This window comes from Lentiprolixibacter aurantiacus (genome assembly GCF_026241225.1).
In the GTDB taxonomy this organism is placed as follows: domain Bacteria; phylum Bacteroidota; class Bacteroidia; order Flavobacteriales; family Flavobacteriaceae; genus Lentiprolixibacter; species Lentiprolixibacter aurantiacus.
This window is the reverse complement of sequence record NZ_JAPFQP010000001.1, coordinates 703,071-729,648: the sequence shown is the minus strand read 5'-3', so window position 1 is coordinate 729,648 and position 26,578 is coordinate 703,071. Positions and strand designations below refer to the sequence as shown.

Annotated in this window: 25 protein-coding genes; 13 read left to right on the top strand and 12 right to left on the bottom strand. The window is 45.1% G+C overall.

The window, feature by feature from the left end:
* Position 1 precedes the first annotated feature (1 nt).
* From OO016_RS03210 to OO016_RS03200, 3 genes are all read right to left on the bottom strand, one after another.
* Entirely contained in the window at positions 2-2,716 is a 2,715-nt protein-coding gene (locus OO016_RS03210; protein ID WP_266010772.1) for a TonB-dependent receptor, read from the bottom strand.
* Between the two features lie 44 nt (positions 2,717-2,760).
* Positions 2,761-3,600, bottom strand: a complete 840-nt coding sequence (locus OO016_RS03205; RefSeq protein WP_266010771.1) for a GLPGLI family protein — start codon at positions 3,598-3,600, stop codon at positions 2,761-2,763.
* A 165-nt stretch (positions 3,601-3,765) separates the two neighbouring features.
* The gene (locus tag OO016_RS03200; RefSeq protein ID WP_266010770.1) at positions 3,766-3,900 is read right to left on the bottom strand and encodes a hypothetical protein; all 135 of its coding nucleotides are present in this window, start codon (positions 3,898-3,900) and stop codon (positions 3,766-3,768) included.
* A gap of 38 nt (positions 3,901-3,938) precedes the next feature.
* On the opposite strand from OO016_RS03200, the gene OO016_RS03195 reads away from it, so the two are divergent.
* The 10 genes from OO016_RS03195 to OO016_RS03150 all read left to right on the top strand — a co-directional run bounded on the left by OO016_RS03195 (position 3,939) and on the right by OO016_RS03150 (position 13,761).
* Positions 3,939-6,035, top strand: coding sequence for an acylase (locus OO016_RS03195; protein WP_266010769.1), 2,097 nt, complete (start codon positions 3,939-3,941; stop codon positions 6,033-6,035).
* Positions 6,036-6,044: 9 nt separating this feature from the next.
* The gene (locus OO016_RS03190; RefSeq protein ID WP_266010768.1) at positions 6,045-7,226 is read left to right on the top strand and encodes an MFS transporter; all 1,182 of its coding nucleotides are present in this window, start codon (positions 6,045-6,047) and stop codon (positions 7,224-7,226) included.
* An 86-nt stretch (positions 7,227-7,312) separates the two neighbouring features.
* On the top strand, positions 7,313-7,780 hold the full coding sequence (locus OO016_RS03185) for a (2Fe-2S)-binding protein (RefSeq protein WP_266010767.1): 468 nt from the start codon (positions 7,313-7,315) through the stop codon (positions 7,778-7,780).
* A 13-nt stretch (positions 7,781-7,793) separates the two neighbouring features.
* Positions 7,794-9,980 carry a xanthine dehydrogenase family protein molybdopterin-binding subunit gene (locus tag OO016_RS03180; protein WP_266010766.1) on the top strand — a complete coding sequence of 729 codons (2,187 nt, stop codon included), beginning with the start codon at positions 7,794-7,796 and terminating at the stop codon, positions 9,978-9,980.
* A gap of 174 nt (positions 9,981-10,154) precedes the next feature.
* Positions 10,155-10,922: a hypothetical protein gene (locus tag OO016_RS03175; RefSeq protein WP_266010765.1), complete on the top strand. Its 768-nt coding sequence runs from the start codon at positions 10,155-10,157 to the stop codon at positions 10,920-10,922.
* 60 nt (positions 10,923-10,982) lie between these two features.
* The gene (locus OO016_RS03170) at positions 10,983-11,438 is read left to right on the top strand and encodes a YybH family protein (protein ID WP_266010764.1); all 456 of its coding nucleotides are present in this window, start codon (positions 10,983-10,985) and stop codon (positions 11,436-11,438) included.
* A gap of 28 nt (positions 11,439-11,466) precedes the next feature.
* Positions 11,467-11,853, top strand: a complete 387-nt coding sequence (locus tag OO016_RS03165; RefSeq protein ID WP_266010763.1) for a VOC family protein — start codon at positions 11,467-11,469, stop codon at positions 11,851-11,853.
* A gap of 12 nt (positions 11,854-11,865) precedes the next feature.
* On the top strand, positions 11,866-12,825 hold the full coding sequence (locus tag OO016_RS03160; RefSeq protein ID WP_266010762.1) for an L-threonylcarbamoyladenylate synthase: 960 nt from the start codon (positions 11,866-11,868) through the stop codon (positions 12,823-12,825).
* Between the two features lie 5 nt (positions 12,826-12,830).
* Positions 12,831-13,385 carry a hypothetical protein gene (locus tag OO016_RS03155; RefSeq protein ID WP_266010761.1) on the top strand — a complete coding sequence of 185 codons (555 nt, stop codon included), beginning with the start codon at positions 12,831-12,833 and terminating at the stop codon, positions 13,383-13,385.
* Between the two features lie 7 nt (positions 13,386-13,392).
* The gene (locus OO016_RS03150) at positions 13,393-13,761 is read left to right on the top strand and encodes a YrdB family protein (protein ID WP_266010760.1); all 369 of its coding nucleotides are present in this window, start codon (positions 13,393-13,395) and stop codon (positions 13,759-13,761) included.
* 62 nt (positions 13,762-13,823) lie between these two features.
* Here the strand turns inward: OO016_RS03150 and katG are convergent, their stop codons facing one another.
* Positions 13,824-16,061, bottom strand: a complete 2,238-nt coding sequence (gene katG, locus OO016_RS03145) for a catalase/peroxidase HPI (RefSeq protein WP_266010759.1) — start codon at positions 16,059-16,061, stop codon at positions 13,824-13,826.
* Positions 16,062-16,294: 233 nt separating this feature from the next.
* Entirely contained in the window at positions 16,295-17,029 is a 735-nt protein-coding gene (locus OO016_RS03140) for a lysophospholipid acyltransferase family protein (protein WP_266010758.1), read from the bottom strand.
* A gap of 71 nt (positions 17,030-17,100) precedes the next feature.
* Between OO016_RS03140 and trpS the strand changes: the two genes are divergently transcribed.
* Positions 17,101-18,072 carry a tryptophan--tRNA ligase gene (gene trpS / locus OO016_RS03135; RefSeq protein WP_266010756.1) on the top strand — a complete coding sequence of 324 codons (972 nt, stop codon included), beginning with the start codon at positions 17,101-17,103 and terminating at the stop codon, positions 18,070-18,072.
* Between the two features lie 14 nt (positions 18,073-18,086).
* On the opposite strand, the gene dprA is transcribed toward trpS, so the two are convergent.
* Positions 18,087-19,214, bottom strand: coding sequence for a DNA-processing protein DprA (gene dprA, locus OO016_RS03130; protein ID WP_369413823.1), 1,128 nt, complete (start codon positions 19,212-19,214; stop codon positions 18,087-18,089).
* Between the two features lie 80 nt (positions 19,215-19,294).
* Between dprA and OO016_RS03125 the strand changes: the two genes are divergently transcribed.
* Positions 19,295-20,263, top strand: a complete 969-nt coding sequence (locus OO016_RS03125) for an HU domain-containing protein (protein WP_266010754.1) — start codon at positions 19,295-19,297, stop codon at positions 20,261-20,263.
* 54 nt (positions 20,264-20,317) lie between these two features.
* Positions 20,318-20,830 (top strand): acyl-CoA thioesterase, encoded by a 513-nt coding sequence (locus OO016_RS03120; RefSeq protein WP_266010752.1) that lies wholly within the window; start codon positions 20,318-20,320, stop codon positions 20,828-20,830.
* An 8-nt stretch (positions 20,831-20,838) separates the two neighbouring features.
* Here the strand turns inward: OO016_RS03120 and OO016_RS03115 are convergent, their stop codons facing one another.
* The 6 genes from OO016_RS03115 to OO016_RS03090 form a co-directional block, all read right to left on the bottom strand.
* Positions 20,839-21,675, bottom strand: a complete 837-nt coding sequence (locus OO016_RS03115) for an aldo/keto reductase (protein WP_266010750.1) — start codon at positions 21,673-21,675, stop codon at positions 20,839-20,841.
* Between the two features lie 10 nt (positions 21,676-21,685).
* Complete coding sequence (locus OO016_RS03110) at positions 21,686-22,915, bottom strand: murein hydrolase activator EnvC family protein (protein WP_266010748.1); 1,230 nt, start codon at positions 22,913-22,915, stop codon at positions 21,686-21,688.
* 1 nt (position 22,916) lies between these two features.
* The gene (gene lolB1 / locus OO016_RS03105; protein ID WP_266010747.1) at positions 22,917-23,702 is read right to left on the bottom strand and encodes a lipoprotein insertase outer membrane protein LolB1; all 786 of its coding nucleotides are present in this window, start codon (positions 23,700-23,702) and stop codon (positions 22,917-22,919) included.
* Between the two features lie 4 nt (positions 23,703-23,706).
* The gene (locus tag OO016_RS03100) at positions 23,707-24,582 is read right to left on the bottom strand and encodes a tetratricopeptide repeat protein (RefSeq protein ID WP_266010746.1); all 876 of its coding nucleotides are present in this window, start codon (positions 24,580-24,582) and stop codon (positions 23,707-23,709) included.
* 73 nt (positions 24,583-24,655) lie between these two features.
* Positions 24,656-25,090 (bottom strand): dUTP diphosphatase, encoded by a 435-nt coding sequence (dut, locus tag OO016_RS03095; RefSeq protein WP_266010745.1) that lies wholly within the window; start codon positions 25,088-25,090, stop codon positions 24,656-24,658.
* Positions 25,087-26,553 carry a lipopolysaccharide biosynthesis protein gene (locus OO016_RS03090; RefSeq protein ID WP_266010743.1) on the bottom strand — a complete coding sequence of 489 codons (1,467 nt, stop codon included), beginning with the start codon at positions 26,551-26,553 and terminating at the stop codon, positions 25,087-25,089. The genes dut and OO016_RS03090 overlap by 4 nt, the downstream gene beginning before the upstream one ends.
* Between the last annotated feature and the right edge of the window lie 25 nt (positions 26,554-26,578).

Here is a 26,578-nt window from a genome sequence, read left to right as displayed (position 1 = left end):
ATTACAAGGTATAAACCAGTCTGAAAGTAACAAACCTGGGCTGAATAAAAGTTTCCGAGGTAAATACAGATAAATTGTTGGCACTGTTCCGCACCTGGGAATCGATGTCCAGAATATTGGTAGCCCGAATCTCATATTCCCACTTGGCATCCCTGTCCTTGCGATACGAAAGTGTTGCATCCCAGTTCTGGAAAGATTGAGACTGACCATTGCCCAGATCCTGGCGGGTATAGGTATAATTGGTCCTGAACGTTACTGATTTCCAGATATACGCATCAAACTCGGCCGAAGGGGCATTGGTTACAAACCTGGTAGACCTACCTCCCTGGTTGTTATTGGTTACACTATAGCGATACCTCAGGCTGATATTTGGGGCTATCTTGTAGTTAGTTCGTATTCCCGGAGTATAGGTCTGTGTGTATCCCTCGTTGAGCGATCGCTGGCCCTGTATAAACTGGTTGATCTTACTGTAGTTGAAACTGGCATTCAAAGTGGCCCTAATCTTTCCAAATGTTCGCTGAACACGACCAAAAACATTCACATTTTCATCGGCAAAACTGGAATTGAAAAATGTACTGGTACGGATCACATTCTCAAATGTGGTCAGTCCCCTTATCTGGTCAATGTTGCTGGAGTAAGAAGCTCTTGCAAAGACATTCGTATAATTGAACAGGTTAAAACTGCTGTAAAACAGGTTTATGTTATGAGAAAGGGCATTCTGAAGTTCTGCCTGCCCGAATTGGATGCTATTGAAGTTGTTTAATACTATGCCCTCTGCAAGCCGGGTAACATCTGTAAACTGGTTAAGCATGTTATACCTAAGGGTGAGCGATTCGCTCTTTTTGAGCTGGATTCTGGTCTCGAAATCAGGCAGGAACCTAAAGAAATTATCTTTGAAGGTCTCTCCAAACTGTATATTCTTGTTCCCATAGGCGTGAACCGAAAACCCCGGTGTTAATGTAAATTTCCCCATACGTACCCGGTAATGAACCCCCAAATAGATATCACTGAAATTATATTCGGTATCGTTCTCGGCAAGCCCGTCATTAAAGTTAGGGGTTGGTTCCAAACGAGATCCATCATCAAGGAACTGGAATATATTGGAGTTAAATTCCTGTCGGCTTAAAATGGTTCCGAAAGTCAGGTTAAGATTGCTTTTGGTATTCAGGATATGATAATAATCCAGCTTGGCATCAAGTTGGTTGGATTTTATTCTCCTGTTCTGCCCCAGGTCATAATTGTTCAGGGAGGTATCCAGGCCAAGAGCCTCTGCCGTGGTATCAAATGCATCAGGTCCTGCTGGGTCGTTCACAAGAATAGCATTGTAAAATGGGTCCTCGTTTCTCAACAAATGCTGGGCTTCCAGGGCGAATATATTTTTGTCGTCCAACGTGTAATAATAATTCAGGTTTTGGTTGAAGCTGTAGGGCGTAACCTCGTCCAGTTGCTCTGTATTCCCCACCACGGAGGATAACAGATTCTGGTTCTGCCGGTCATTGGAGATACGACCCAATACATCGTAATCTAACTGATTATTGAGATTAGGCTGATACCTCGCGCTGAGTTTTAACAGGCCCTGGTTAGAGCGTTCATTGCTGGATTGATCCGTGGCTTCATCAGGAATCCCCAGTTCCGGATCTGTATACTGTATGAAGCTGGTTTGGCGGGAAGCAATACGACTGCTATTGTATATCAGAAATCCACTTAAATCCAGGGCTTTACTTGGTGAATAACTGAAATTTCCAGTGGCCAGTTTGTTCTCTATTTCCAATGCATTGGCCTGACTTGTCAGGAAATTAAGGCTGTTGTCGCCCAGGTTTATATTAGTACCACTACTCCTGCTAGGTGCCCGGAAACCACCACCAAAATTCCGAATATCGCGCCTTGTTAGGGCAACTTCTCCGGTATTGTTGATGTCTCCAATAAAATTAAGCGTGTATTTTGGACTGTAATAGAACAATTTGGGTTGCACCAAATAAAGTTCCTTATCCGGAGAAGAACCAGCCCCCACAGTGACGTCGCCAAACCAGAAGTTTTCCTTGCCTTCTTTCAATTTGATGTTCAGGGCAACATTATCCTGGTTGTTGGTTACGCTGCGCAACTGACCCACCTCCGAATAATTGCGCAAAACCTGAATCTTATCAACGGCCTTGGAGGGAATATTCTTTGAGGCCAACTTGGTATCCCCGTCAAAAAAGTCCTTGCCGTTTACCATGAGCTTGTTGACTACCTTCCCCTCTACTTCTATCTGACCTTCTTCGTTGATCTCAACACCGGGGAGTTTCTCCAGTACATCTTCAAGCTTTCTTTCTGTTCCATTCTGAAACGAATCAGCATTATAAACAACCGTGTCTCCCTTTACCTGAACAGGCATTTCATACACCAGTTCCACCCCTTCCAGGACATTATCGGCCTCCAGGGTATAGTCTTTGACTATATTTTCTTCCTTTGTTGAGAGGATCTCGGTGAATGTCTTCATCCCAACGTAACTGATCTGAATCTTGTAGGTGCCGTTCCTTCCCAGATCCAGGCGATATCTCCCCTCAGTTGTTGTAACACCAAAGGCCTCCAATCCGCTGGTTTCCTGATTTATTGCGATAACATTGGCCGCTTCCAGGGGCTGGTTTAAACTATCTCGAACAACTCCCTCAAGCTTAACCTGAGCATAGGAATTGCAAGTCGCGAAGAGTAGCGCGATAAAGAAAATTTTTTTCATGTGCTGCTGCTAATTGCCGATATTGGTGGTATCCCGGGGAGCGACTATCGACTTCGCCTTCTTCCGCGGTTGTCTCTCATTTCCCGCATTTTGCCCTGTACGATTGATTGATACTCACTTTTTGTAGTGAGCTTGCCTTTCTCCGGAGCCTCAATTTTAATTTTTTCCTCCGGGTTCATAATAATCTTTGAACAAAGCATTATCGTATTTCCGGCGCTGACTTCAAGGATAAGACCCGGAAGCCCCCAATATTCACCCGGACCATGCCCTACAGGTATTTGAGGTGTAAACCAGGCCTCGATCTGAGTGAGCTTAATATCGGGTTCGTTGGTTTTGGTATCTTCAGAACCTTCTTCTTTTTGCTCAGTCCTTCGAAGATCGCCCCAGGAAAAGTTATACCAGGTCAGCTCTGAAGTGGGAACTACCGTTGTAGCTTTGAAACAAGTGTACTGTCCTATCTGCTTGGATTCAGTACCCATTTTCCACTCTAAAGCCAGCAATTTATCCTTTACCAAAAACTTTTTCCCGTAAAACTCCTGGCTCTGGACGAGGGCATTGTCCTTTATGTTCTTATACGATTTTCCAGGAGAGAAATTTTTCCCCCAGGAATCTGTTGCACCGGACCATGCATCCAATTTCTCCTCCTCATCGAATACAGATTCTTCTCTGTTAAAATTTAGGATGTAAGTCTTTTCCAGCCTATTCTTAAGTCGTTCCTGAATCTGCTTCTTCTGTGCCTCACTAAGCCTTGCACCCCAGGCGCCAAGTTCCATCTTGGATTTTGAAAAATAATAAGCTTTACCCTGAAAATCCTGGGCAAATCCATTAAAGGAAAACAGAAAAATAAGGGTGAAAAAAGAAAGTTTGTAAAGGATCGATTTCATAATTGGTTATTTATAGTATAGCTGTGTTTAACGAATGTAATAAATGATTAAACAACATAGGGCTGTTTATCAAAATATTAACATAGTTCTGTCTCTTATTATAAGGCCTCAACAGAATTGGAACCGCCTAATTAAGTGATGCCCGTATATAATACAAATATTCTATTAGACTCCCTTCAGGTATTTGGATAATATGGAAGGTATACTTTGATTTTTCTTACTTTTAAGGAGCCTGGGCTTGGAGCTTACCAGGGGTTGTAGATTTTCCAGGCTGTAATCATCGCCAAAATCCTGTTTCATAACCTACTCATTAACAATTAAAAAACGCTGTCTGAACTATGAAAAACTCCTCGTTCATTACTTTTCTCCTTCTATTACTGCTCAATATTTCATGCACCCAGGAACAACAAAAAACTCAAATCGCCTGGGATAGTTGGGGCGTTCCCCATATTACTGCAAATTCCTTGGAAGAGCTCTTCTTTGCGCAGGGTTGGGCACAGATGCAGAACCATACCAATCTAATCCTGGAACTTTATGGAAGTTCGAGGGGAAAAGGGGCCGAATACTGGGGGCAAAGTAAATTGCAAAATGATATGCTGGTTCATACTTTGGGATTTGAAGAGCTAGCCAACGAATGGGAAAGCAAACAGGATCCGGAGCTTAAACGCATCTACAGCTCCTTTGTAGACGGCTTAAATGCCTATGCCAAAGCTTATCCTGAAGCTATTGATGAAAAAAATATGGGCGTACTGCCTTTAACGACCAAAGACCTGAACATGCACGGCATGTATGTTGTTTTCACCAGGTTTATTGGGGGCAATGATCTTGGCCGTATACAGCAGTGGCCGGATATGGGGAGTAATACTTATGCCATCGGGCCAAAGCGTTCTGCTTCGGGAAAGGCCATGCTGGTACAAAATCCGCATCTTCCCTGGTGGAATGAATTTCTCTTTTTCGAATCGCATTTCAATCTAAACGGAAAAAATATGTATGGCAGTACTTTGGTGGGATTTCCGGGAATTGCCATTGGTTTTAATGAAAATCTGGGCTGGAGCCATACCGATAATACCATTGACAATGCCGATACATACGAATTACAATTGCAGGATGGTGGTTATGTGATGGACGGCGAGGTAAAACAATTTGAAGCCAGCCAGAAAATAATTAAAGTTAAGCAGGAGGATGGAAGTTTACAGGAACAGGAAGTTCAGATTCTTAAAACAGCACATGGCCCGGTAGTCAATCAAAAAGATGATAAAGTCTTAGCCCTGAGAATGGTTGGACTGGATAGGCCTAATATGTTCCTGCAGTGGTGGCGTATGATCAACAGCACCAATTTCGGGGAGTTTGAATCTGCTTTGAAAATGGCACAAATCCCTTTCTGGAATGTGATGTATGCCGATAAATCAGGAGAAATCTTCTACCTGTTTAACGGTTTGGTCCCCAAGCGTACTGAAGATTCCTGGGAGTATTGGGATCGCATAATTCCTGGTGGAAAATCCAGCGATATATGGACTGAAGTTCATGCATACAGTGATTTGCCAAAAGTGAAAAACCCGGCAGTGGGCTGGCTTCAAAATGCCAATGACCCGCCCTGGACAAGTACTATTCCCATGACCTTAAATCCAGATGATTTTCCCGGCTATATGGCACCCCGGTATATGGGATTACGCCCTCAGCGTTCTGCCAGGATGCTATTAGAAGACGAGTCGATTAGCTTTGATGAATTGGTGGAATATAAACTCTCTACCCGGTTGGAGTTCGCGGATCGAATTCTTGATGATCTGTTCACGGCAATCGATAATTCAGACTCTGAGAAGGCCAAAGAAGCCAAAACGGTTTTGGAGAGCTGGGATCGTGAAGCGGATGCCGATAGTAAGGGTATGCTTTTATTTTATAATTGGGCACGGAAATTTCAGGTATGGAATAATTCAAACTATGCAGAACCATGGAGTATGGAAAAGCCCAATACGACCCCAGATGGACTGGCAAATCCTGATCGGGCGGTACAATTAATGGAAGAAGCTGCATTGGAGATTGAAACCAAATTTGGAAGTTTGGATACCCCATGGGGAGATTACTACAGGATTAACTATAATGGAAAAAATCTTCCTGCAAATGGAATAGACGGTTCCATGGGGGTATTTCGGGTGGCCTGGCCCGGAGGGGCGGATGAAAATAACATGTATGTTGGGGGAGGCGATTCCTGGGTAGGGGTTATTGAGTTTGGTGAACAAGTGAAGGCAAAAGTCTTATTAAGTTATGGTAATGCAACTCAAAAAGACTCCCCTCACAATGGAGATCAATTGGAATTATTTGCAAAAAAGGAGTTACGTGATGCCTGGTTCACTGAAGATGAAGTAAAAGCAAATACAAAAAAGGTTGAGATTCTTGGAGAGAATGGCTTTACCAACAATACTATGAAAAAAGATTGATTTGTTTAGTTGGCCATTCCCAAACGCATATTACCAGTAATCGTTCTTTCGCAATTCTGCTGTACTTCCCTGTGGTTCGCTGGCAATGGGGTAATGCCAGACCTTGTAGAAACGTTCTCACTGAACCAATCTGCATTGGGTGACCTTACCTCAGCAGTGCAATTCGGGTTTATCTCGGGCACATTGGTATTTGCTTTTCTAACTGTGGCCGACCGGTTTTCACCTTCCAGGGTTTTCCTCATTAGTGCTGTACTTGGAGCTCTGTTCAATGCTGGAGTTGGCTGGGGTGGCAACAGCTACTTCAGCCTGTTCCTCTTGAGATTTTTTACAGGCTTTTTTCTTGCCGGAATCTACCCGGTTGGAATGAAAATCGCATCGGACTATTATCACAAAGGATTAGGTAAGTCCCTGGGTTACCTCGTTGGCGCCCTTGTTCTCGGTACCGCATTTCCTCATTTGCTCAAAAACTTTGGCCAAAACCTCCCCTGGAAGCAGGTGATCTACACCACTTCGGCCCTTGCACTGATGGGAGGTACGTTGATGTTTTTGTTAGTCCCGGATGGCCCTCAGAGGAAAAAAAGCCAGCAACTGGATTTATCCGCATTCTTCAAAGTCTTTTCCGGACAGGAATTTCGATCGGCTGCATTCGGTTACTTCGGACATATGTGGGAGCTTTATGCTTTCTGGGCCTTTGTTCCGGTAATTCTGGAGACCTATGCATCACTAAATGCGGACACTGTTCTCAACATCCCGCTACTATCCTTCCTGATAATAGGGGTTGGAGGAGTAGCCTGTGTGCTGGGAGGCTACCTTTCCCTTAAATGGGGTGCCAAAAAAATTGCCTTCATAGCCTTACTGTCCTCCTGTATTTGTTGTATCCTTTCGCCCATTTCATTCTTGGTCCAATACGAAATATTTTTTCTAGGTTTTCTTCTCTTCTGGGGGATGGCTGTCATAATTGATTCCCCTCTGTTTTCAACCCTGGTGGCAAAAAATGCCCTTGCTACCAACAGAGGTACAGCCCTGACTATTGTTAATTGCATCGGTTTTGCCATAACCATCATCAGCATTCAATTGCTAACCTTACTTCAGGAATTCCTTCCGGGCATCTATCTCTACCTGCCACTGGCCCTTGGACCTGTTATGGGTCTCATTGCACTATCCGGTAATAAAGCTAGAGCCTTCAAATAATCGGGATGCTGCCAGAAGGCATTTACCCTTACTTCCAATTCTGCCTGTCTTTCTTTTTTTGGTAACTTAAGGACAAAATATTCCTTATGCCATCCTATTCTTTAAACATCAACTCAAAAAGTTACGTTGTAGACGTTCCCGAGGGTACTTCCCTGCTTTGGGTACTGCGCGAACACCTGGGGCTTACAGGCACCAAATACAGTTGCGGAATTGCCCAATGCGGAACCTGTACGATTCATATAGACGGTAAGCCATCTAAGGCCTGTGTAGTCCCCATCAATGGAGTTGCCAACGGAGAAAGAATCAAAACTATAGAAGGTCTTTCTGAAAAAGGTGACCATCCCGTTCAAAAAGCCTGGGTAGAAGAACAGGTTCCCCAATGCGGCTACTGCCAGTCCGGCCAAATTATGCAGGCGGTGGCCCTGCTCGAACAAAATCCAAAGCCCAGTCGTGAAGAAATCAAGAGTTTCATGAATCCGGTAATGTGCCGTTGCGGTACGTACATGCGTATCCTCAAAGCCATAGAGCGCGCATCAGAATCGTCAACCCTGTAAAGCTGAGTTTCCCATGAAAAATGATCCAAAAATATTGCCCGAAAGGGGTTTTACCCGCAGGGAATTCTTGAAATCCTCCGGCGGGGTTGCCTTATTTATAGGCGCGTCAGGCTTAATGTCCCAGCTTATTTCCTGTTCCGACACTGAAGGTATAAAGGAACAATTAGAAAAACATCCCATTACAGCCTGGGTACAAATCACAGAAGATGGTGAGATCACTATTTACAATCCTGCGGCAGAAATGGGCCAGGGCTCTATGACCTCCCTCCCCTTGCTATTCGCGGAGGAAATGGATGCCGACTGGTCCCGGGTTCGGGTGGAATTTTCACCTCAGGAATCAGATATCTATGGGTCCGAAGGTTGGGCTCCGGGAAGTAAATTGATGTTTACCGTGGGAAGCCGGACAACCAAAGCGTATTACCCGGTTATGAGAAAAGCAGGTGCACAGGCCAGATATATCTTAAGGAGTTCAGCAGCTGATCACTGGGGCGTCCCCCTGGCAGAAACGAGTACTAAAAACAGTGAGGTTATCCATACTTCGGGTAAAAAAATAAGTTATGGCGACCTGGTTCCATATTTGACAGTTCCGGAAGACATGCCGGATATTTCAGAAAATGACCTTAAGAAGCAAGAAGATTTTGAACTTGTTGGTAAATACATTCCCAGAACTGAACTACCCTCCAAAACCGATGGTAGTGCGCAATTCGCAATCGACATAATTTTGCCCAATATGGTCTATGCAGTTCTGGAACGAGGCAATTTACATGGTGCCAGTCCTACTCTTCTCAATGAAGCAGAAATCCTTGCAATGGATGGGGTACTGAAATTGGTGCCCTTTGACTATGCCATAGGAGTCGTGGCTAAAAGCCTGGAACAGGCACTAAGTGCGAAAAAACAGCTTAATATCAAATGGGGTGATTCTCCGGCATCGGGCTTTAACTCCCAGGAAGTGTATGCAACCTATGAAAAAATCGCGAATCAAGCTGATAAAGGTCGTATACTCAATGAAATTGGCAGTGTGGATAATGCAGCAAGCATAGCTGCGAAATCGTATACAGCAGATTTTAAGAACGACTACGTTTACCATGCCCAAATGGAACCCCTGAATGCCATAATTCAGGTGGCAGAAGATGGGCAAAGCGCCGAAGTCTGGGTGGGTAGTCAGCAAGGACCAGACACCAAGCTGGGTGTCCCGGATATCCTGGGAATACCTCCGGAAAAAGTAAATGTGCATCTGCAATACCTTGGCGGGGGCTTTGGCCGAAGAAGCATGAACGATTTTGTGGAAGAATGTGCCTTTATTGCCAAAGAAATGGCTCCCCTAGCGGTAAAACTGATGTGGACAAGAGAAGACGATGTTGGCTATGGTGCCTTCCGTCCCTTATCCCTCCAACGCCTCAGAGCCAGTCTGGATAATCAGGGAAACATTACGGGTTTCTCACATTGTGTTATTGGAGATGGCGGCCACCTGGTTGCCAGTGGTGCCCGGAATGACCATTACAACATCCCTAACCAGTTAGTGGAATGGCGTTCAGCTACCCATGGTGTTCGATTGAAACACTGGCGGGCAGTGGGCCATGGCGCTAACAAATTCGCAATTGAATGCATGCTTGATGAAGTAGCATTTCAGCAGAATATGGATCCAGTCGCCCTGAGGAGAAAATTAATGGCCAATTCCCCACGGGCATTGGCAACCCTTGAAAAAGTGGTTGAGATATCGAACTGGAACGGACCTTTAAAAGAGGGGCGAGCGAAAGGTGTTTCCTTTGTGGAACACGGTTCTCTGGGTACTGGAGTATGTGAAATTTCAGTGGATCGGAAAACGGGCAAGATAAGAGTGCACCATTTCTGGATAGCAGTTGATGCGGGGGTTATTGTGCAACCAGACAACGTGAAGGCACAGATGGAAGGCGGCATAATTATGGGCATGAGCAGTGTGCTTAATGAACAGATAACTATTAAGGATGGCAGGGTGGAACAATCCAACTATCACAATTATCCATTGCTGAGGATGCAGGACGTGCCAGATAGCATTGAAACGGTGCTGATAGATTCCAATGAGATTCCGGAAGGAGTTGGGGAAACAGCTACGCCTATGGTTGCAGGGGCAATTGCCAACGCCTTTCTCAAATTAACCGGTAAGCGATTGAGGCATATCCCGTTTACACCAGAACGAGTGCTGGCAATATTAAATAGTTAAACCTCTTTAATCATATTTAAGCAACATCATTCAACCATTAATTCAGCCACTTACGCTATCACTCACATTCTAAATAATAATGCCCTGGAAGTCCATATAGACCAGCCCCTGGAAGGGTATACCTTTTCCCGTTTCGACTGGACGGGGAAGATTACCAAAGTAACGTTTGAGGGAGTGCCGGTGACTACAACGGAACGCTCTGACGAGGTCGATACCAATCTCTTTGGAATGGGCTTATATAACGAATTCGGTATAGAATCGGCTATTGGTTATGAGGAAACCGAACCTGGTGACTGGTTCCACAAAATAGGGGTAGGCGCGCTTAAAAAAACTGAAGGGCCATACCAGTTTACTACTTCCTATGAAATCAGGCCTGCCATCTTCCAGGTAGAACCCCTGCCAAATAAACTGCGTATCTCCTGTATTTCGGATAACCTCTATGGATATGCCTACAAGCTCACTAAAGAATTCAGCTTAGAGGAAAATGTTTTGAGCATAGGTTACCAACTGGATAACATCGGGCAAAAAGCTATTGCGACTGACGAGTATGTGCACAATTTCATGGGGATTGATAAGGGTCTCATTGGAAAGGATTACGAATTAAATCTTCCTTTTAAACTTGAGCAAAATGAGTTTCAAATGCTAGTGAATCCTGAGGAAAAAATGACGCTCAGGTCAAAGGAAATATCATTCAATAATACCCCGCAAGAGCAGTTCTTTGTAAGCCATCTTAACGGGTCAAAAACTGTCAGGGCTCAATGGGAATTGCATCACCTGAAATCGAAAATTGGAATCCGGGAAACGGGTAGCTTCTCTACCCAAAAGGTAAATCTGTGGGGGTGGGAACATGTGGTGAGTCCGGAGTTATTTCATAAGATATCCTTGAATCCTGGGAAAAGGGTATCATGGTGGCGACGGTATGACTTTTTCCCTCTTCTCTGAATAGAGATAAGATGTTGCCAATGGACCAGGATTTACTAACTTGAGGAAAATTCCATGCTCATGATCGCAAAAAAGATTACGTTGCTGCTACTGATCACAGGAATGTTCGTGGGCTGCCATAAGGACAACAAGAAGGTTTCCATGGATCAATGGAAGAAAGAAATTCTGGAGGCCGAACGTGCTTTTGCAGCCATGGCAAAAGCTGAAGGAATTCCGGAAGCCTTCCTGGCTTATGCTGCAGACAGCGCTGTATTAATGCGTAACAACAGCCTCGTAATCGGCAGAGGGCAAATGACTGAGTATTTTGAAAAACAATCCAAGAGTTCAGCCGAAATGAGCTTAAGCTGGGAGCCTGATTTTATTGACGTATCCAGCTCCGGAGACATGGGATATACATACGGAAAGTTCACTTTTACAATGACAGATTCTACAGGCGTAAAACAGGAGGGGAAGGGGATTTTCCACACGGTTTGGAAGCGGCAGCAGGATGGCAGTTGGAAATTCGTTTGGGATTAAGCTGTTTACCCATAAGTTTATAAATCAAATGACAAACAACCATATCAACTACATCGAATTCAAGGCCCATGACCTGGAAAAAATCAAGGCATTTTATTCCCAGGTATTCGGATGGGAATTTACGGACTACGGCCCCACCTATACCTCATTCGCTGAAAGTGGAATTTTCGGTGGTTTTGAACTTAGTGAAGAGCCCATTTTAAATGGCGCATTGATTGTTTTATATCACACTGATCTCGAATCCGTCCAGGCCGATGTTGAAAAGGCGGGCGGGGAAATTATCAGGTCCATATTTTCCTTTCCTGGAGGGAGGAGGTTCCATTTCAAAGATCCCAGCGGCAATGAACTGGCGATCTGGTCAGATAAATACGCCTCAGTTTCAGCAAAATGCTATCTTCGCCCGTGTAGAAAGTAACTCATTTGGCAGATGACGCTTGTTTCTGGTGATATAACCCGTGCTGTGCAATTTCTTGAACAGGAGGATGTAGTGGCAATCCCCACAGAAACCGTATATGGCCTGGCGGGGAATATTTTTAGCGAAAAGGCGATAAAAAAAATCTTTGCGCTTAAGCAAAGGCCTTTTTTCAATCCCCTTATTGTACATCTAAGCGGGGCTGAGCAGTTGCCAAAAGTGGTGGAAGCAGTGCCGGATAGGGCAAAATTACTGGCAGAAAAATTCTGGCCCGGGCCATTGACGCTAATCTTAAAAAAACGGCCCGAAATACCTGATCTGGTTACTTCCGGAAAAGACACTGTAGCCGTAAGGGTTCCCAATCATCCGGTTTCCCTTGAACTGCTGGAAAAGCTGGATTTTCCTCTTGCCGCACCCAGCGCCAATCCCTTTGGCTCAATCAGTCCAACAGAATCCTCGCATGTAGCCAGCTATTTTGAAGGCAAACTGTCCATGGTACTGGAGGGGGGACCTTGTGAAAGGGGTATTGAATCTACTATAATTGGTTTTGAGGATGGAAATCCCGTATTGTACCGGTTGGGATCGATTACAGTTGAAGACATATCAAACCTCATTGGTGAGATTCAGGTTAAGAACAAAAAAGAAGCTGCACCGGACGCCCCCGGGATGCTGTCCCGGCATTACGCGCCTCAAACGACTACTTATGTGGTGGATGACGTAGCAAAATTTATCATGGCGTTTCCAGAAAAGCGCGTAGGTGTCCTGCTATTTCAAAATGCGGTTGAAGCCTCAAATATCAAAGCCCAGCAGGTTTTGTCCAGGCAGGGCAACCTGGAAGAAGCTGCTTCAAAACTATATGCTGCCCTACATAAATTAGACAAACAGGAACTGGATATGATTGTGGCAGAACAGTTTCCGGATCAGGGAATGGGTAAAGCCATTAACGATCGTTTGCAACGAGCAACTAAAAAATAATTTTTATGGGTACAGCTGCAGGTTTATCCCTAAAATATCGGATACTATTTACTCTTTTAGTTACTGCTTTGGTTTGGGCACATCTAATCTGGGATCATTTTAATGGCGGGGTCCCTACACACTATCTCCTCCAAAGTGAAGACCTGCCTGGAATTTCCAACTGGTGGGGTGGACTTACCCTCCCTCTGGCTACTTTTCTGCTTTTATTTTGGATTCACAGATACCTTTCAACAGGCAATGAACAGAAAGCAAATGAATCCAGGAAGAAATCATTTTTAAGGTTCATTCGGGCACTGGTTTTTGGGATCTTTATTTCAGTCTTATTTACCATGGGGTCTCCAGCTCCAGGTTATATGATGCTTTTGGCCATCCTGATTTCATTTTTTGTCCCCTTATACCGTCCAGAATACCTGCTGGGCTTTATTCTGGGGATGAGCTATACTTTTGGAGCCAATTTGCCAATTATGGTAGGTTTAATTCTCCTGCTTCTATTTCTATTTACGTATAAGATAATCCGTTATGGATTTTTGCATTTGATCTCTAATCTTAGGATAAAATAGATTTCTAATGGCATCTCACCCGTTAAACCTGATGCTTCGCTTCTTACTGGAAATAGCTGCCATTGCCGCAGTAGGCATATGGGGATGGAAACTGGGGGTAAGTTGGGACAGGTTTCTCTGGGCACTTTTGCTACCGGTCTTCCTCATGACTGTATGGGGTGTATTTGCTGTTCCGGAAGACCCAAGCAGATCCGGAAATGCCCCAGTCCCAGTGGCAGGATGGCTGCGTATGCTGTTAGAGCTGGGTGTTTTCACTTCAGCAACCTGGGTACTGTACGATCTTGGTTTTTTACTTAGCAGTATGATTTTCGCAGGAATTTGCCTGCTGCATTATATCACGTCCTATGACCGTGTAATCTGGTTATTAAAGAGGTGAAATAAAAAAGTGGCCCCTGACGGGGCCACCTTACAATCTAATAAAACATTCTTTATTTGGGCTTAGGCAAGGTCAAAACGATCCAGGTTCATTACCTTATCCCAGGCCTTAACAAAGTCCTTCACAAACTTATCCTTGGAATCTTCGCATCCGTAAACCTCGGCAAGAGCCCTGAGTTCAGAGTTCGATCCAAAGATAAGGTCTACACGTGTACCAGTCCATTTAACAGCACCCGTCTTGCGATCACGTCCTTCAAAAACTTCTTCATCAGCATCGATGGCTTTCCATTCGGTGCTCATATCCAGAAGGTTTACAAAGAAATCATTCGTCAGAGTACCAGGCTTGTCGGTAAAGATTCCGTGAGCGGAGCCGTCATAATTAGCATTAAGGGCACGCATTCCTCCTACCAGCACGGTCATTTCAGGAGCAGTAAGGGTCATCAATTGTGCCTTGTCTACCAATAGCTCTTCGGTTCTTACGGTGAACTTCTGCTTGAGGTAATTTCTGAAACCATCAGCTACCGGCTCAAGCACCTCAAAGGATTCTGCATCTGTCATTTCCGCAGTGGCATCGGTCCTGCCGGGAGTAAATGGCACGGTAATCTCGCGACCAGCATCTTTGGCTGCTTTTTCAACGGCAGCACATCCGCCAAGTACAATTAGATCGGCCATGGAAACCCTTTTGTTTCCACTCTGAGAAGCATTGAATTCCTCCTGGATTTTGGTCAGTGCATCCAGTACTTTTCCTAACTGAACAGGGTTGTTTGCTTCCCAGTGTACCTGTGGTTCAAGACGTACCCTTGCGCCATTGGCCCCTCCACGGAAATCTGATCCCCTGAATGTTGAGGCAGAAGCCCATGCAGCACCAACCAATTCAGAAACGCTCAGTCCGGATGCCAGGACGGTCCCTTTCAACCCTGCAATATCCTTATCATCAATTAAATCGTGGTCTAGAGCAGGTACAGGATCTTGCCAGATCAGGTCTTCGGCCGGAACTTCAGCTCCCAGGTATCGGGATCTTGGCCCCATATCCCTGTGTGTAAGTTTAAACCACGCTTTTTGGTAAGCTTCCTTGAACTCCTCAGGATTCTCCAGGAAGTGTTTTGAGATTTTTCCATATTCAGGATCCATACGTAAAGACAAGTCTGTTACAAGCATGAACGGATCGTTCATCTTGTTTGGATCATGTGCATCCGGTACGGTTCCTGCACCGGCTCCATCCTTAGGCTTGTACTGCCATGCTCCGGCAGGACTTTTGGTCAGTTCCCATTCATATCCATAAAGATTTTCCAGGTATTTATGGCTCCATTTGATAGGAGTATCTGTCCATGCACCTTCGAGTCCACTTGTAATGGTATCAGACCCTTTACCTGTTCCGAAATTACTCTTCCAGCCAAGGCTTTGCATTTCAATAGGAGCTCCGGCTGGTTCTGCCTCGAGATATTCTGCATCGCTGGCAGCACCATGGGTTTTACCAAAAGTGTGTCCTCCTGCAATCAGGGCAACGGTTTCATAATCGTTCATGGCCATACGTCCAAATGTCTCCCGTATGTCATGAGCCGCAGCTAGCGGATCAGGGTTACCGTTGGGGCCCTCGGGATTTACATAAATCAATCCCATATGGGCGGCTCCCATTTGCTTTTCTAATTCTCCTTTTTCATTGTACCGGTCTTTGTTCCCCAACCATTCGGCCTCAGAACCCCAGTAAATATCTTCTTCAGGCTGCCATATGTCTTCCCGTCCTCCGGCAAAACCGTACATGGGTAATCCCATGGACTCGTGAGCAACGTTTCCGGCAAGGATTAACAAGTCTGCCCAGGAAATCTTTTTGCCGTATTTCTGTTTGATAGGCCATAGCAATACCCTTGCTTTATCCAGGTTGGCGTTGTCTGGCCAGCTGTTCAACGGCGCAAACCTCTGGGCACCCGTGCCTCCACCTCCCCGACCGTCGGCGATACGATATGTACCTGCAGCATGCCAGGCCATACGGATAAAGAAGGGTCCATAGTGGCCGTAGTCCGCAGGCCACCAGTCCTGGCTATCGGTCATGAGGTCTGTTAAGTCTTTTTTGATCGCATCAAGATCGAGCGATTTAAATTCTTCGGCGTAGTTAAAATCTTCACCCATAGGGTCAACCAAATTGGAATGTTGACGAAGGATGTTTAAATTCAGAGAGTTGGGCCACCAATCGCGATTGGTTGTACCCCCTCCCGCACTTACATTTAATTCACCACTGAGAAATGGGCATTTTCCCTCTCCGTTGGTGCTGTGCGAAATGTTTGCATGTGGATCGTTTTCCATACTAAAACTATTTTCAGATTGCAGTTATATTCAAATTTACCATAAATTCTACCTGCCTGCCCCTTAATTCAATTCATATATCCTATGAGCAAATAGGTACAACCTATACCATTACAAAAACCCAGTAATATTGGACAGGCTTATGGTTTAGGGCGGGCAAATAAATCCTTTTAAGGATCAATTAAAATGACCAAGGTCATGTTCAGCAAAACAATTCGAGCTAAAGGCGGAGGTTATCCTTTCAAATCCCGGAGTATTATATTGCGTATGTCTTCCCGTAGCTGAACTTTATCGGCTTCCTGCAGATGTTCAGTCCTGTGGAATCGGTGGACCTTAACCCTCAAGGGGCCCGGTGCACCGCTAAAAAAACGGAAGGGAAAACGTTTCTTATTGTCCAGGAAGGTCATGGGCACAACTGGAATGGTATGAGCTATGGCCATTTTAAACGCCCCGTCCTTAAACTTGTCCAGGATTATGGATTCATCTGGCACGCCTGCCTCCGGGAAAATACAGATACTCAAGCCCTGATTTAGCCTTTTCTGGGCCCTTCGGTAGACAGCTGTCCTGCTCCTGCTGCTTTCTCGGTCAACCAAAATGCAAACACGTTTGTAAAAAAAGCCAAAGAGCGGGATCCTTTTAAGTTCTTTCTTTCCTACAAATACAAAAGGGTTCCTGCTAACGCGCAACATGAGCATAATATCAAGCATGCTGGTATGGTTGGCCACAAGCATATAGCTCTTTCCGGGTTCCAGTTTTTCTTCCCATTCTACTTTCGGAATACATCCCATACCATAGAGTATGGTAGACGCCCAAATGTTGCGGGCGAGCCAGAAAAACTGAGCATAGGTCTTTTCGGACAATGTAACCAAAACGAGTATGGGTAGGAACACCACAATGGGGAGGGCAACCAAAATGTAGAACCATACCCTGAACAAAAGTTGTCCTGTTTTTTTCACCCAGTTGAGCATGGCCCAAAAGTAACAAATTTAGCAGGGTATCGGTATTTCTTTTACTTTTGCTAATCCTTAATCTGAAACGGATGGCAAGAATTCTCACAGGTATTCAAAGTACGGGCACACCGCACCTGGGTAATATCCTTGGAGCTATTAAACCAGCCATAGAAATGGCCCGGGAACCCAAAAATGAATCCTTCCTTTTTATAGCCGACATGCATTCCCTCACCCAGATCAAAAACGGGGAAGAATTGCGAGAAAACACTTATGCCACAGCCGCTGCATGGCTGGCATTCGGACTTGATTTCAATAAAACCGTTTTCTACAGGCAGAGTGATGTGCCACAGGTATCCGAACTGGCCTGGTACCTGAGCTGTTTCTTTCCATACCAAAGATTAACCCTTGCACACTCTTTTAAAGACAAGGCAGACAGGCTGGCCGATGTGAATGCAGGGCTTTTTACCTATCCTATGCTAATGGCAGCCGATATCCTGTTATACGATGCACACATAGTCCCGGTGGGAAAAGACCAGCTGCAGCACCTGGAGATGACCCGGGATGTAGCCTCCCGCTTCCACAACATCTTTGGAGAAACCTTTGTTCTGCCTGAAGCCCAGGTAAAGGAGGAAACCATGTATGTTCCCGGGACAGACGGGCAAAAGATGAGCAAGAGCAAAGGAAACCTAATCAACATCTTCCAGCCGGATAAGAAGCTTCGAAAACAAATTATGGGAATAGTGACGGACAGCAAACCCCTGGAGGCCCCAAAGGACCCGGAGCAGGATAATGTCTTCGCCTTATATAAAATCTTAGCTACACCAGAAGAAACTGCAGGCATGCGCAGCAATTACCTGGCAGGCAATTACGGATATGGTCATGCCAAACAAGCGCTCTATGAAGTTATACTGAGAGAATTTGCCGAACCCAGGGAAAAGTTTTCCTATTATATGGAGAACCTGTCCGAAATAGACAGTATACTGGCCCAGGGTGCCCAAAAAGCAAAACTTGTGGCCGATGAGGTTTTGAACAGGGTACGGGTTAAGCTGGGCTACCAGTAAAGCAACTTTTTACATTAGACGGCTTCATATAATTTCCCCGGTAGTGGCCTCACGCACTTTTTCATTTCCAGGCTAAACAATAACGCGGCCGTTATGGATACCGATAAACCACAACCCAGTGCTATTTCGTCCAAATGATTTTTACCATTCTTGGTTAAAAAGGAATATACTATTTGTTCCTTAGCGTCCAGAGAAATAAATAACTGCTTTTGCACTGGTTCGGGTTTTGGGGCGGGCAGGTCCCAGCCAAGCATATAGATAAGGTCGGCCGCAGAAGTGAGCATACTTGCTTTTTGCATCTTTATCAACTGGTTGCATCCCTGGCTCCAGGTATCATCAACCCGTCCGGGTACAGCAAAAACCTCCCGATTGTAACCATGGGCCATATCGGCGGTTATCAACGCGCCTCCCCTTGATGCGGATTCCACCACAACTGTTGCCTCGCTGATCCCTGCAATGATGCGGTTGCGCTTCAGGAAATTTTCCCGGTTAGGTTTACTGCTGCTCCAGAACTCGGTTAAGAATCCGCCATTGGATTCCAACTGACCCGCGTAGCGTATATGATTTCTCGGGTAAATCTGGTTCAAACCATGAGCCAGAACACCCAGAGTAGGTATGTCATTACGGATACAGGCCTTGTGAATGCTGATATCAATTCCATAAGCAAAGCCACTCACAATAACCGGGTTTAATGGGGCCAGATCCTCCACCAGAGAATCACAAAAGGCCTCTCCGTAGGAGGTACTGTTCCTTGTCCCAACCACGCTGATCATTCTTTTACCTTTAAGATCGAAAGTCCCCCTTGCAAATAAGAGGATTGGGCCATCTGAACAGTGCCTGAGGTACTTAGGATAATCCTTTCTGCCATAAGGGATATAGCCAATACCATGGTCCCTGATGTAGCGCAATTCCCTTTCTGCGGCTTTCCCAAACTGTTTGGTATGCAATTCCTGCAAGATCCTGCTGCCTAAACCTTGCAGCTTCAACAAATGCACCTTTTTTGTCCGGAATACTTTCTCAGCGCTACCACAATATTCTATTAGTTTTTTAGCGGTCTGGTCGCCGATATTCGGAATTGCCTGTAATCGCAACAGGGAAAACAACTCCATTTCCTCGAGGGTATTTGCGTAAGCACTTTCCACGTACAATACAATATTATCTGTTAATAAAAAGTTATGTAAGGGGGTTTGTAGCCCTCTGAATTTTTTTCATCTTTGTAAAAATGGCACCTGAGCAGTACATACAGGAATTACTATATCGATACAACTGCGTTGTTGTGCCTGAGTTTGGCGCATTTCTGACTCAGGTAAAATCGGCCTTTATACAGAAGTCTACAAACACTTTCCACCCCCCAACCAAAGAGATTTCATTTAACGGGCAATTATCTACCAATGACGGACTGCTGGTTTCCTATATGGCTAATGCCCAGGAGATTTCATATGAGGATATGCTTGAAAAGTTGATGGAAACGGTTGCTGTTTGGAAAAAAGAATTACGGGATGGAAAACGGCTTGAGCTGGCCGGTATTGGCAAGCTTTGGTATAACAGGGAAGGAAAGATTCAGTTCAGGCCTGAAGATCAGGTTAATTACCTAACTACATCATTTGGCCTTGCTTCCGTTGTTGCACCTCCCGTTGTCAGGGAAGTCCTTAAGGAAGAGGTAGAGGCACTCGAAGAAAAAATCCCATTTATTATTACCCCGGAAGAGCGAAATCAGGGGCCATCCCTACGGCCATTGCTGAAATACGCCGCAGTGGTTTTATTGGCGCTTTCCGCAGGGGTTACCGGATACCGGTTCTACGAGGAAAATCTGGACAAGAATCAAATTGCCAGGACCAGGGCACAGGAGATTGTAACCCGGAATATTCAGGAAGCTACCTTTTTCAATGCCAAGCCTGTTGAGCTGCCTGCAGTTACACTTCCGGTTGCCAAAAAGAAAAAGGCACCGGCAAAGTCAAATACAAAAATGCACCATATCATAGCAGGTGCCTTTCGTGTTAAGGCCAATGCTGAAAAGAAGATTCGCATCCTGAAAGCCAAAGGATATAATTCTGCATACCTTGGGTTGAGTACTTATGGTCTGCACCAGGTTACTTACGGAAGCTTTGAAGATCCACAGGAGGCACTTGCCGAACTTAAAGACATTAGGCAAAAGGAATCCCCTGATGCCTGGTTATTGTCAGTAAAGTAATCTCCATTTTTTCATACCTATTTCCGGACTATCTTTGTACCTAAATCTCAAAAGATGGAGGCAAAGACACCCAATGAATCCAAGGCTATAATGACAGACCTGGTCCTGCCCAGTGAAACAAACCCACTGAATAACCTTTTTGGAGGGGAATTACTGGCGCGAATGGACCGTGCAGCCAGTATTGCTGCAAGAAGGCACAGCAGAAGAATTACAGTTACGGCATCGGTAAACCACGTAGCATTCAATAAAACCGTTCCCCTGGGTAGCGTCCTCACTGTGGAAGCGAAGATCTCCAGGGCATTCCGAACCTCAATGGAGGTCTTTATCGATGTCTGGATGGAAGATCGATTCAGTGGTGAGCGGACCAAAGCCAATGAAGCCATCTATACCTTTGTTGCGGTAGATGACGCGGGAAACCCAACCTTGGTTCCGCCATTAAAACCTGAGACTGATCTGGAGAAAGAGCGCTATGCCGGTGCACTTAGGAGAAAACAACTCAGCCTTGTACTTGCTGGGAAAATGGACCCACATGATGCCACCGAACTGAAAGCCCTGTTCCTGGATTAATCCTGGCCTTAAAAATCAAAGTTATCGGGATCAGGACCAAATCTTTGACCCTTGTCAAGTTTGTCGAGATATTCCATGTCCTCCGGAGATAATTCAAAATCAAACAGATCTGCATTAGACAGTATCCTTTCCTTTTTGGCTGATTTAGGGATAGTGATCACCCCTTTTTGCAAATCCCACCGCAATACAATTTGGGCTATGGTTTTGTTATACTTGCCAGCAAGCCTTTGAAATGCGGGATCCTTAAAAATATGCCCCTGCATCATGGGCGACCAGGCTTCGTACTGGATACCCTTAACCCTGCAGTAATCGATCAGGGATTGCTGAACCAGATAGGGGTGGAATTCCATTTGGTTAACCATGGGAACCACCTCTGCTTCGTTAAGAAGGTCTTCCAGGTGGTGTTGCATGAAATTGCTGACGCCTATGGAGCGAATGCGTTTTTCCGCATACAACCTTTCCAGGGCCTTCCAGGTTTCTTTGTATTTCCCTTTCACGGGCCAATGGATGAGGTACAGGTCTAAATAATCTGTCCCGAGCCGTTCCAAACTGGCATCGAACGCCTTAAGTGCAGAATCATAACCCTGGTCTGAATTCCACACCTTGCTCACGAGGAATACTTCTTCCCTGGGGACAGAGGAAGCCCGAATTCCGGCGCCCACGCCCTCTTCATTATTATAGATGGACGCGGTATCCACATGGCGATAACCTGCATCTAAAGCCCATTTCACCGCATTGGTAACTTCCTGTCCGTCTTTGGAAAGGTAAACACCAAGACCCAGATAAGGCATTTCCACCCCGTTATGAAGGGTGAAAGTACCCTGTATGTTGGTTATTTTGCTCATAATATTTCAATTATAATCTATAGATCCATTCTTCCGGATTAAGTCTGGTAGCATCCCGGAATAGATAGAACTTTAATTCAGTAAAACCATTAAACCGATTGGTATATATCTCTCCAAGTTCATCTTTGGCCTCCACTTTATCGCCCTTTTTCACATAGACGTTCGATAAATTGTGATAGGTACTGATATAATTGCCATGCTTAACATGAACCATCTTATTGCCTCCCGGTACTGCGCTTATTGCAATTACTTCACCCTCAAAAACTGCTCGTGCCCTGGCCCCTTTATCCGTGGCAATGATTACTCCGTTGTTCTGGTGTTTGATTCCCGGGTAAATAGCATCCTTATACACCCCGAAGCCCTGCCTTTTTACACCCTTTTCCACCGGCCAGATCAGTTTCCCTTTGTTAGCAGAAAAACTCTTGGCAACAATTTCGGCCTCCGGGGTTAGAGCAAAGGTGTTTTTTGTGGTTTTCCCGCCACTCTCCTTATTCGAAGCCGCTATTGCACTGCGTATAAGTCTTTCGATTTGTCTATCGATCTGCCGGGCTTCTTTTCTTTTGGCCTGTAGCTCCGCTGAATATTTGCTTTCATTCTGCCTTATGGTGAGCAACAAATCTTTCTGTTCCCTGATCTCGTTCAACAGGGCATCCTTAGCTTTCGTATTTTCCGCAATCAGCTCATCTTTTTCCTTCCTCTGCCGGGTAAGGTCCCGATTCAGGGCTGCCAGCTCCTCCGTTTTCCTTACTATTTCCTCCCCCTGCTGCTTGCGGTATGCGGTATACTGTTTCAGATACTGCAATCTCTTATAGGCCTGATAGAAATTTTCCGCCGAAAGCAGAAACATTAAACGGCTTTGCTGGGACTTGTTCTGGTAGGACTTTCGGATCATCTCGGCATAGTCTTCCTTTAATACCTCGAGATCCTCCCTCAATTTGCTTATGTTCCTGATATTAACGTTGATCTGCCTGTTGAGCAGGTTGGATTGCTGATTGGTTACGCGAATTAGCTGTTGCCTGATGTTGATTTTCTGGTCCAGGTTCTCCATTTGATCCAGTACCGTACCCCTTTGTTTCTTTTCCGCAAAAAGCAATCGGTTCATCTCTGCAATTTCCTTTTGCAGCTGCTCCCTTTTGGCCTCCAGGGCCTTTTGTTCGCTCGTCTGGGCATTTACCTGCCAACTGGAAACAATCAGGAGAAAGAGCAGGCTCAGTGTGATATTTCCAAAACCAGTATGCATATTATTTGAGGACAATCTCTTCAAACCCTTTTGGGATCTTATACGGAAAATTAAGGCGTCTGTTAAACTCCATGCTGCGATACTCTATGGCAATTGTAGTGCGTTGATCCTTGTCTATGGCCACAATCCCTATCTCATTAGGCAGGATGCGCTCATCTCTTTGCTGATAATTCTTGTAGCGTATTTCCAGGAGCCTTTTTTCCCAGGGTTGCGACAACTGCTGGGCAGCCAGTTTAAAATTTCCCGGCTCAATCCGGAAAAGGGGTTTAAAAAGCTCCATGGCCTTTTTGGGCTTCAATTCATAGTTATCCCCATTCACCTCGGCCTGGTATTTTTCTTCCCTGAGATCCAGCAAAGCCTGGCCTAACAACAGATTCTGTACGATTTCAAAATCAACATCTGTCCCAAGCAATCTGCTTAAGTACCTGAAGTCTCCATCGAAATACTGGTTTTCTAACTTATTGTAGAACGATACCCGTTCCGGGGTAATCAGGGCCTTGACCACTCCAAGGGGGGCGCTGATCCAGATGGCCTTATCCTTTTCCATCCTCAGACTTACCCCTATGCTCTGGGTAGCATAGCCATCGGAGTAGTCTATCTTAATCCGCCCGGTGAGGGTTTTAAAATCAAGCTGGTTTTTATAGTGGTTTTTGATTATTACACGGGCAGACAGACTTTTATCTACCTTTGCATCCGAGATTATTTTGCCTGATTTGCATGAGAGTGTCAGGGCAATTACTACCGAGGCCAGAATCCGCTTTACTACAGCCAATTTCCTTTCATTCATGGATTTAAGAGCCTGATTTTATTTTGCTAAGATACATATTTGCCTTGGATGGATTTCCCAATGCCGTATAAACAGCAGCGAGTTCCTTATAGATTTTTTGTTGCAAATCATTGTTATCAATGAGAAAATCCAAAGCGCTTTCCAGAATTCCTGAAGCCTCGGATGATTTGCCGTTTCTGTGCAAAGAGAGGCCAAAGTAATAATATACCCAGGGCTGAGCAGGATAATTCTCAAGTGCCTCCCCCGCTCTGGTTTCCAATAAAGAAAACTTTTCGGAATCCTGAAGTTGCTGCAGTTCCATACGTAAAACTTCAAGAGGATTTTCCTGAGGAGAATCCTTTACGATTGAACTGCTAATCTGCTGTTCCTTATTCAATGAGTCGGATATTTTGCGCTCCAACTGGGCTGTAAATACGGTTTTAGGCAGCGTTTCCAATATCCTGCGGGCATTGGTGTAATTATTCTTCTGGAAATAAAGGGACGCCAGGTTATTTCTCAATTTGACATTGTCCCAGGGTATGCGATCCTGAAACAATAAAAGATCATTTCCCTGGGCCTGAACAATATCCATAAGGGTATTGAGTATCCAGACGTTCTCGGGCTGATCCTTCAGGGCTTTCAGAGCATAATCCTGTGCCTGCACGTATTGACGGTTAGCGAAGTACACGCGGGCCAGCTCATAATCCAGCACATTTTGACTTGTGGTATACTCACCACACTTTAACAAAAGATTTATGGCTTTATCGTAGTTTCCAATGCCTTTCTGTTTAAGGGCCTCAAAAAAGCATTCCTGAAACTGATCGGTATATTCTTCAAGGAAGACCTCGGCACTCTCTTCCTCCTGGGCCATTAGCCCGGGAGATGTGCTGAGTAGCAGCATGACCAATCCAAAAAAATTTATTTTCAACCACATGATTCCTTCCCCGGGTTCTTTTTAGATACCCTTGCAAATCCTATTTTACCCCTGTACTGCCAAATCCCCCGGTTCCCCTGCTGGTTTCCGAGAGCTCTGCTGAAACCTCCCATTCTGCTCGTTCATGCCGGGCAATTACAAGTTGCGCAATACGTTCCCCATTGGATACCGTAAAGGGCTCTCTGGAAAGATTAACAAGAATTACGCCAATTTCACCGCGATAATCCGCGTCAACGGTTCCTGGCGCATTTAAAACAGTAATCCCTTTCTTTGCAGCCAGTCCGCTCCTGGGCCTTACCTGTGCCTCATAGCCTATTGGCAGTTCTATATACAGGCCTGTTTTCACCACTGCTCGCTCCAAAGGTTCCAGGATTACAGGTTCACTTAGATGGGCTCTTAAGTCCATCCCTGCAGAAGCTTCCGTCTCGTAAGCCGGAAGTTCGTGTTCCGATATATTGCGGATCTTGATTTTCATGATTTTCGCTTTAGAAAAATTCGTTTTAAAATATCGCTCTCCATGCGGTACACCAGCACTAAAAATACTAAAAGAAGTAGCCCCCCAATAACCAAATTTCTGTTAAAAACGTAGAACGAGATTGCTGAAAAGAGGATGGAAAGACCTAGATAAAATACAATCTTCCGATTATTGTAGGGAATAGGGTAATGTTTACGTCCGAAATAAAAAGAAAGGATCATCATCAGGCCATAGGCCATCAGCGTAGCCAGGGCAGAAGCGTAGTAGCCCATAACAGGGATTAAAAAATAGTTAACCAGAATAGTTACCAGGGCTCCGGACAGTGAAAAATAAGCGCCAAAGCGGGTGCGGTCCGTTACCTTATACCAAACCGATAAATTATGGTAAATCCCCAGGAAAAAACTGGCCAGCAGTATTATCGGGACAATAGGCATGGCCTCCCAGTAGGCGGGATCTAGGATAAAGAGTTGTTTGAGCAGGTCTGCAAAGACTACTACCCCCAGTAGGATAACACTCCCCAAAACGACGAAATAATTGGTGATCTGAGCGTAGGCCTTCTCCGGTTTTTCGGATGAAGCGTGACTAAAAAAGAAAGGTTCGATGCCGAGCCGGAAAGCCGTGGCAAAGAGCGTCATAAAAAGTGCAAGCTTATAGCAGGCTGAATACTTCCCTATTTCTCCTTTGGCTATGCCTTCCGGAAGTAATTCTGAAAGCAATACGCGATCAAAAACTTCATTAATGGTAAAGGCCACACCAGCAATCATAACTGGTAGTGCATAGCCCATCATCTTGCGCCACAATTGCCTGTCAAACACATAAGAAACAGCAAGGTATCGGCGACCCATAAGCAACAGGGTAATCCCGCTAGCCACCAGGTTGGATATGAAAATATAGGATATTTCAAAATCCGGGAGGTAAATAGTTTCCATTAGTGATTCCGGGTTGGCTTCCGCAAGGCCTGGCAAAAACAACAGGAAAAAAACATTCAGTCCCAGATTAATTACCACATTCAGAATCTTTACCAGGGCATAGCGCATGGGTTGCTCATTAGCACGCAGCCAGGCAAAGGGGACAATCACGAGGGCATCAAGGGCAAGTATGTAAATGACATACTCCATGTACCTGAATTCTATATTCAGAACCTCAGCAAGTCTTTCTTTAAAGAGTAGGGCTAAGAATACAAAAGCCAATGTGGAAGCTCCAATAGAGATAAGCGCAGTAGAAGTAACCTGTTTCCTATGTTCAGATGTATTGTAAAAACGGAAGAATGCTGTTTCCATACCATAGGCAAGAATGACGTTAAAGATGGCAAACCAGGCATAAATCAGGGTAACTTCCCCGTAAGATCCCGGTGGCATAACCTTGGTATAAAGGGGGACCAGAATAAATGAAAGCATGCGGGGCAGCACGGTAGCCAGCCCGTATATAAAGGTTTGTTTGAAAAGTTTTTGAAGCAGACTCAAGTACGCATTGCTTAGGTAGGATTTA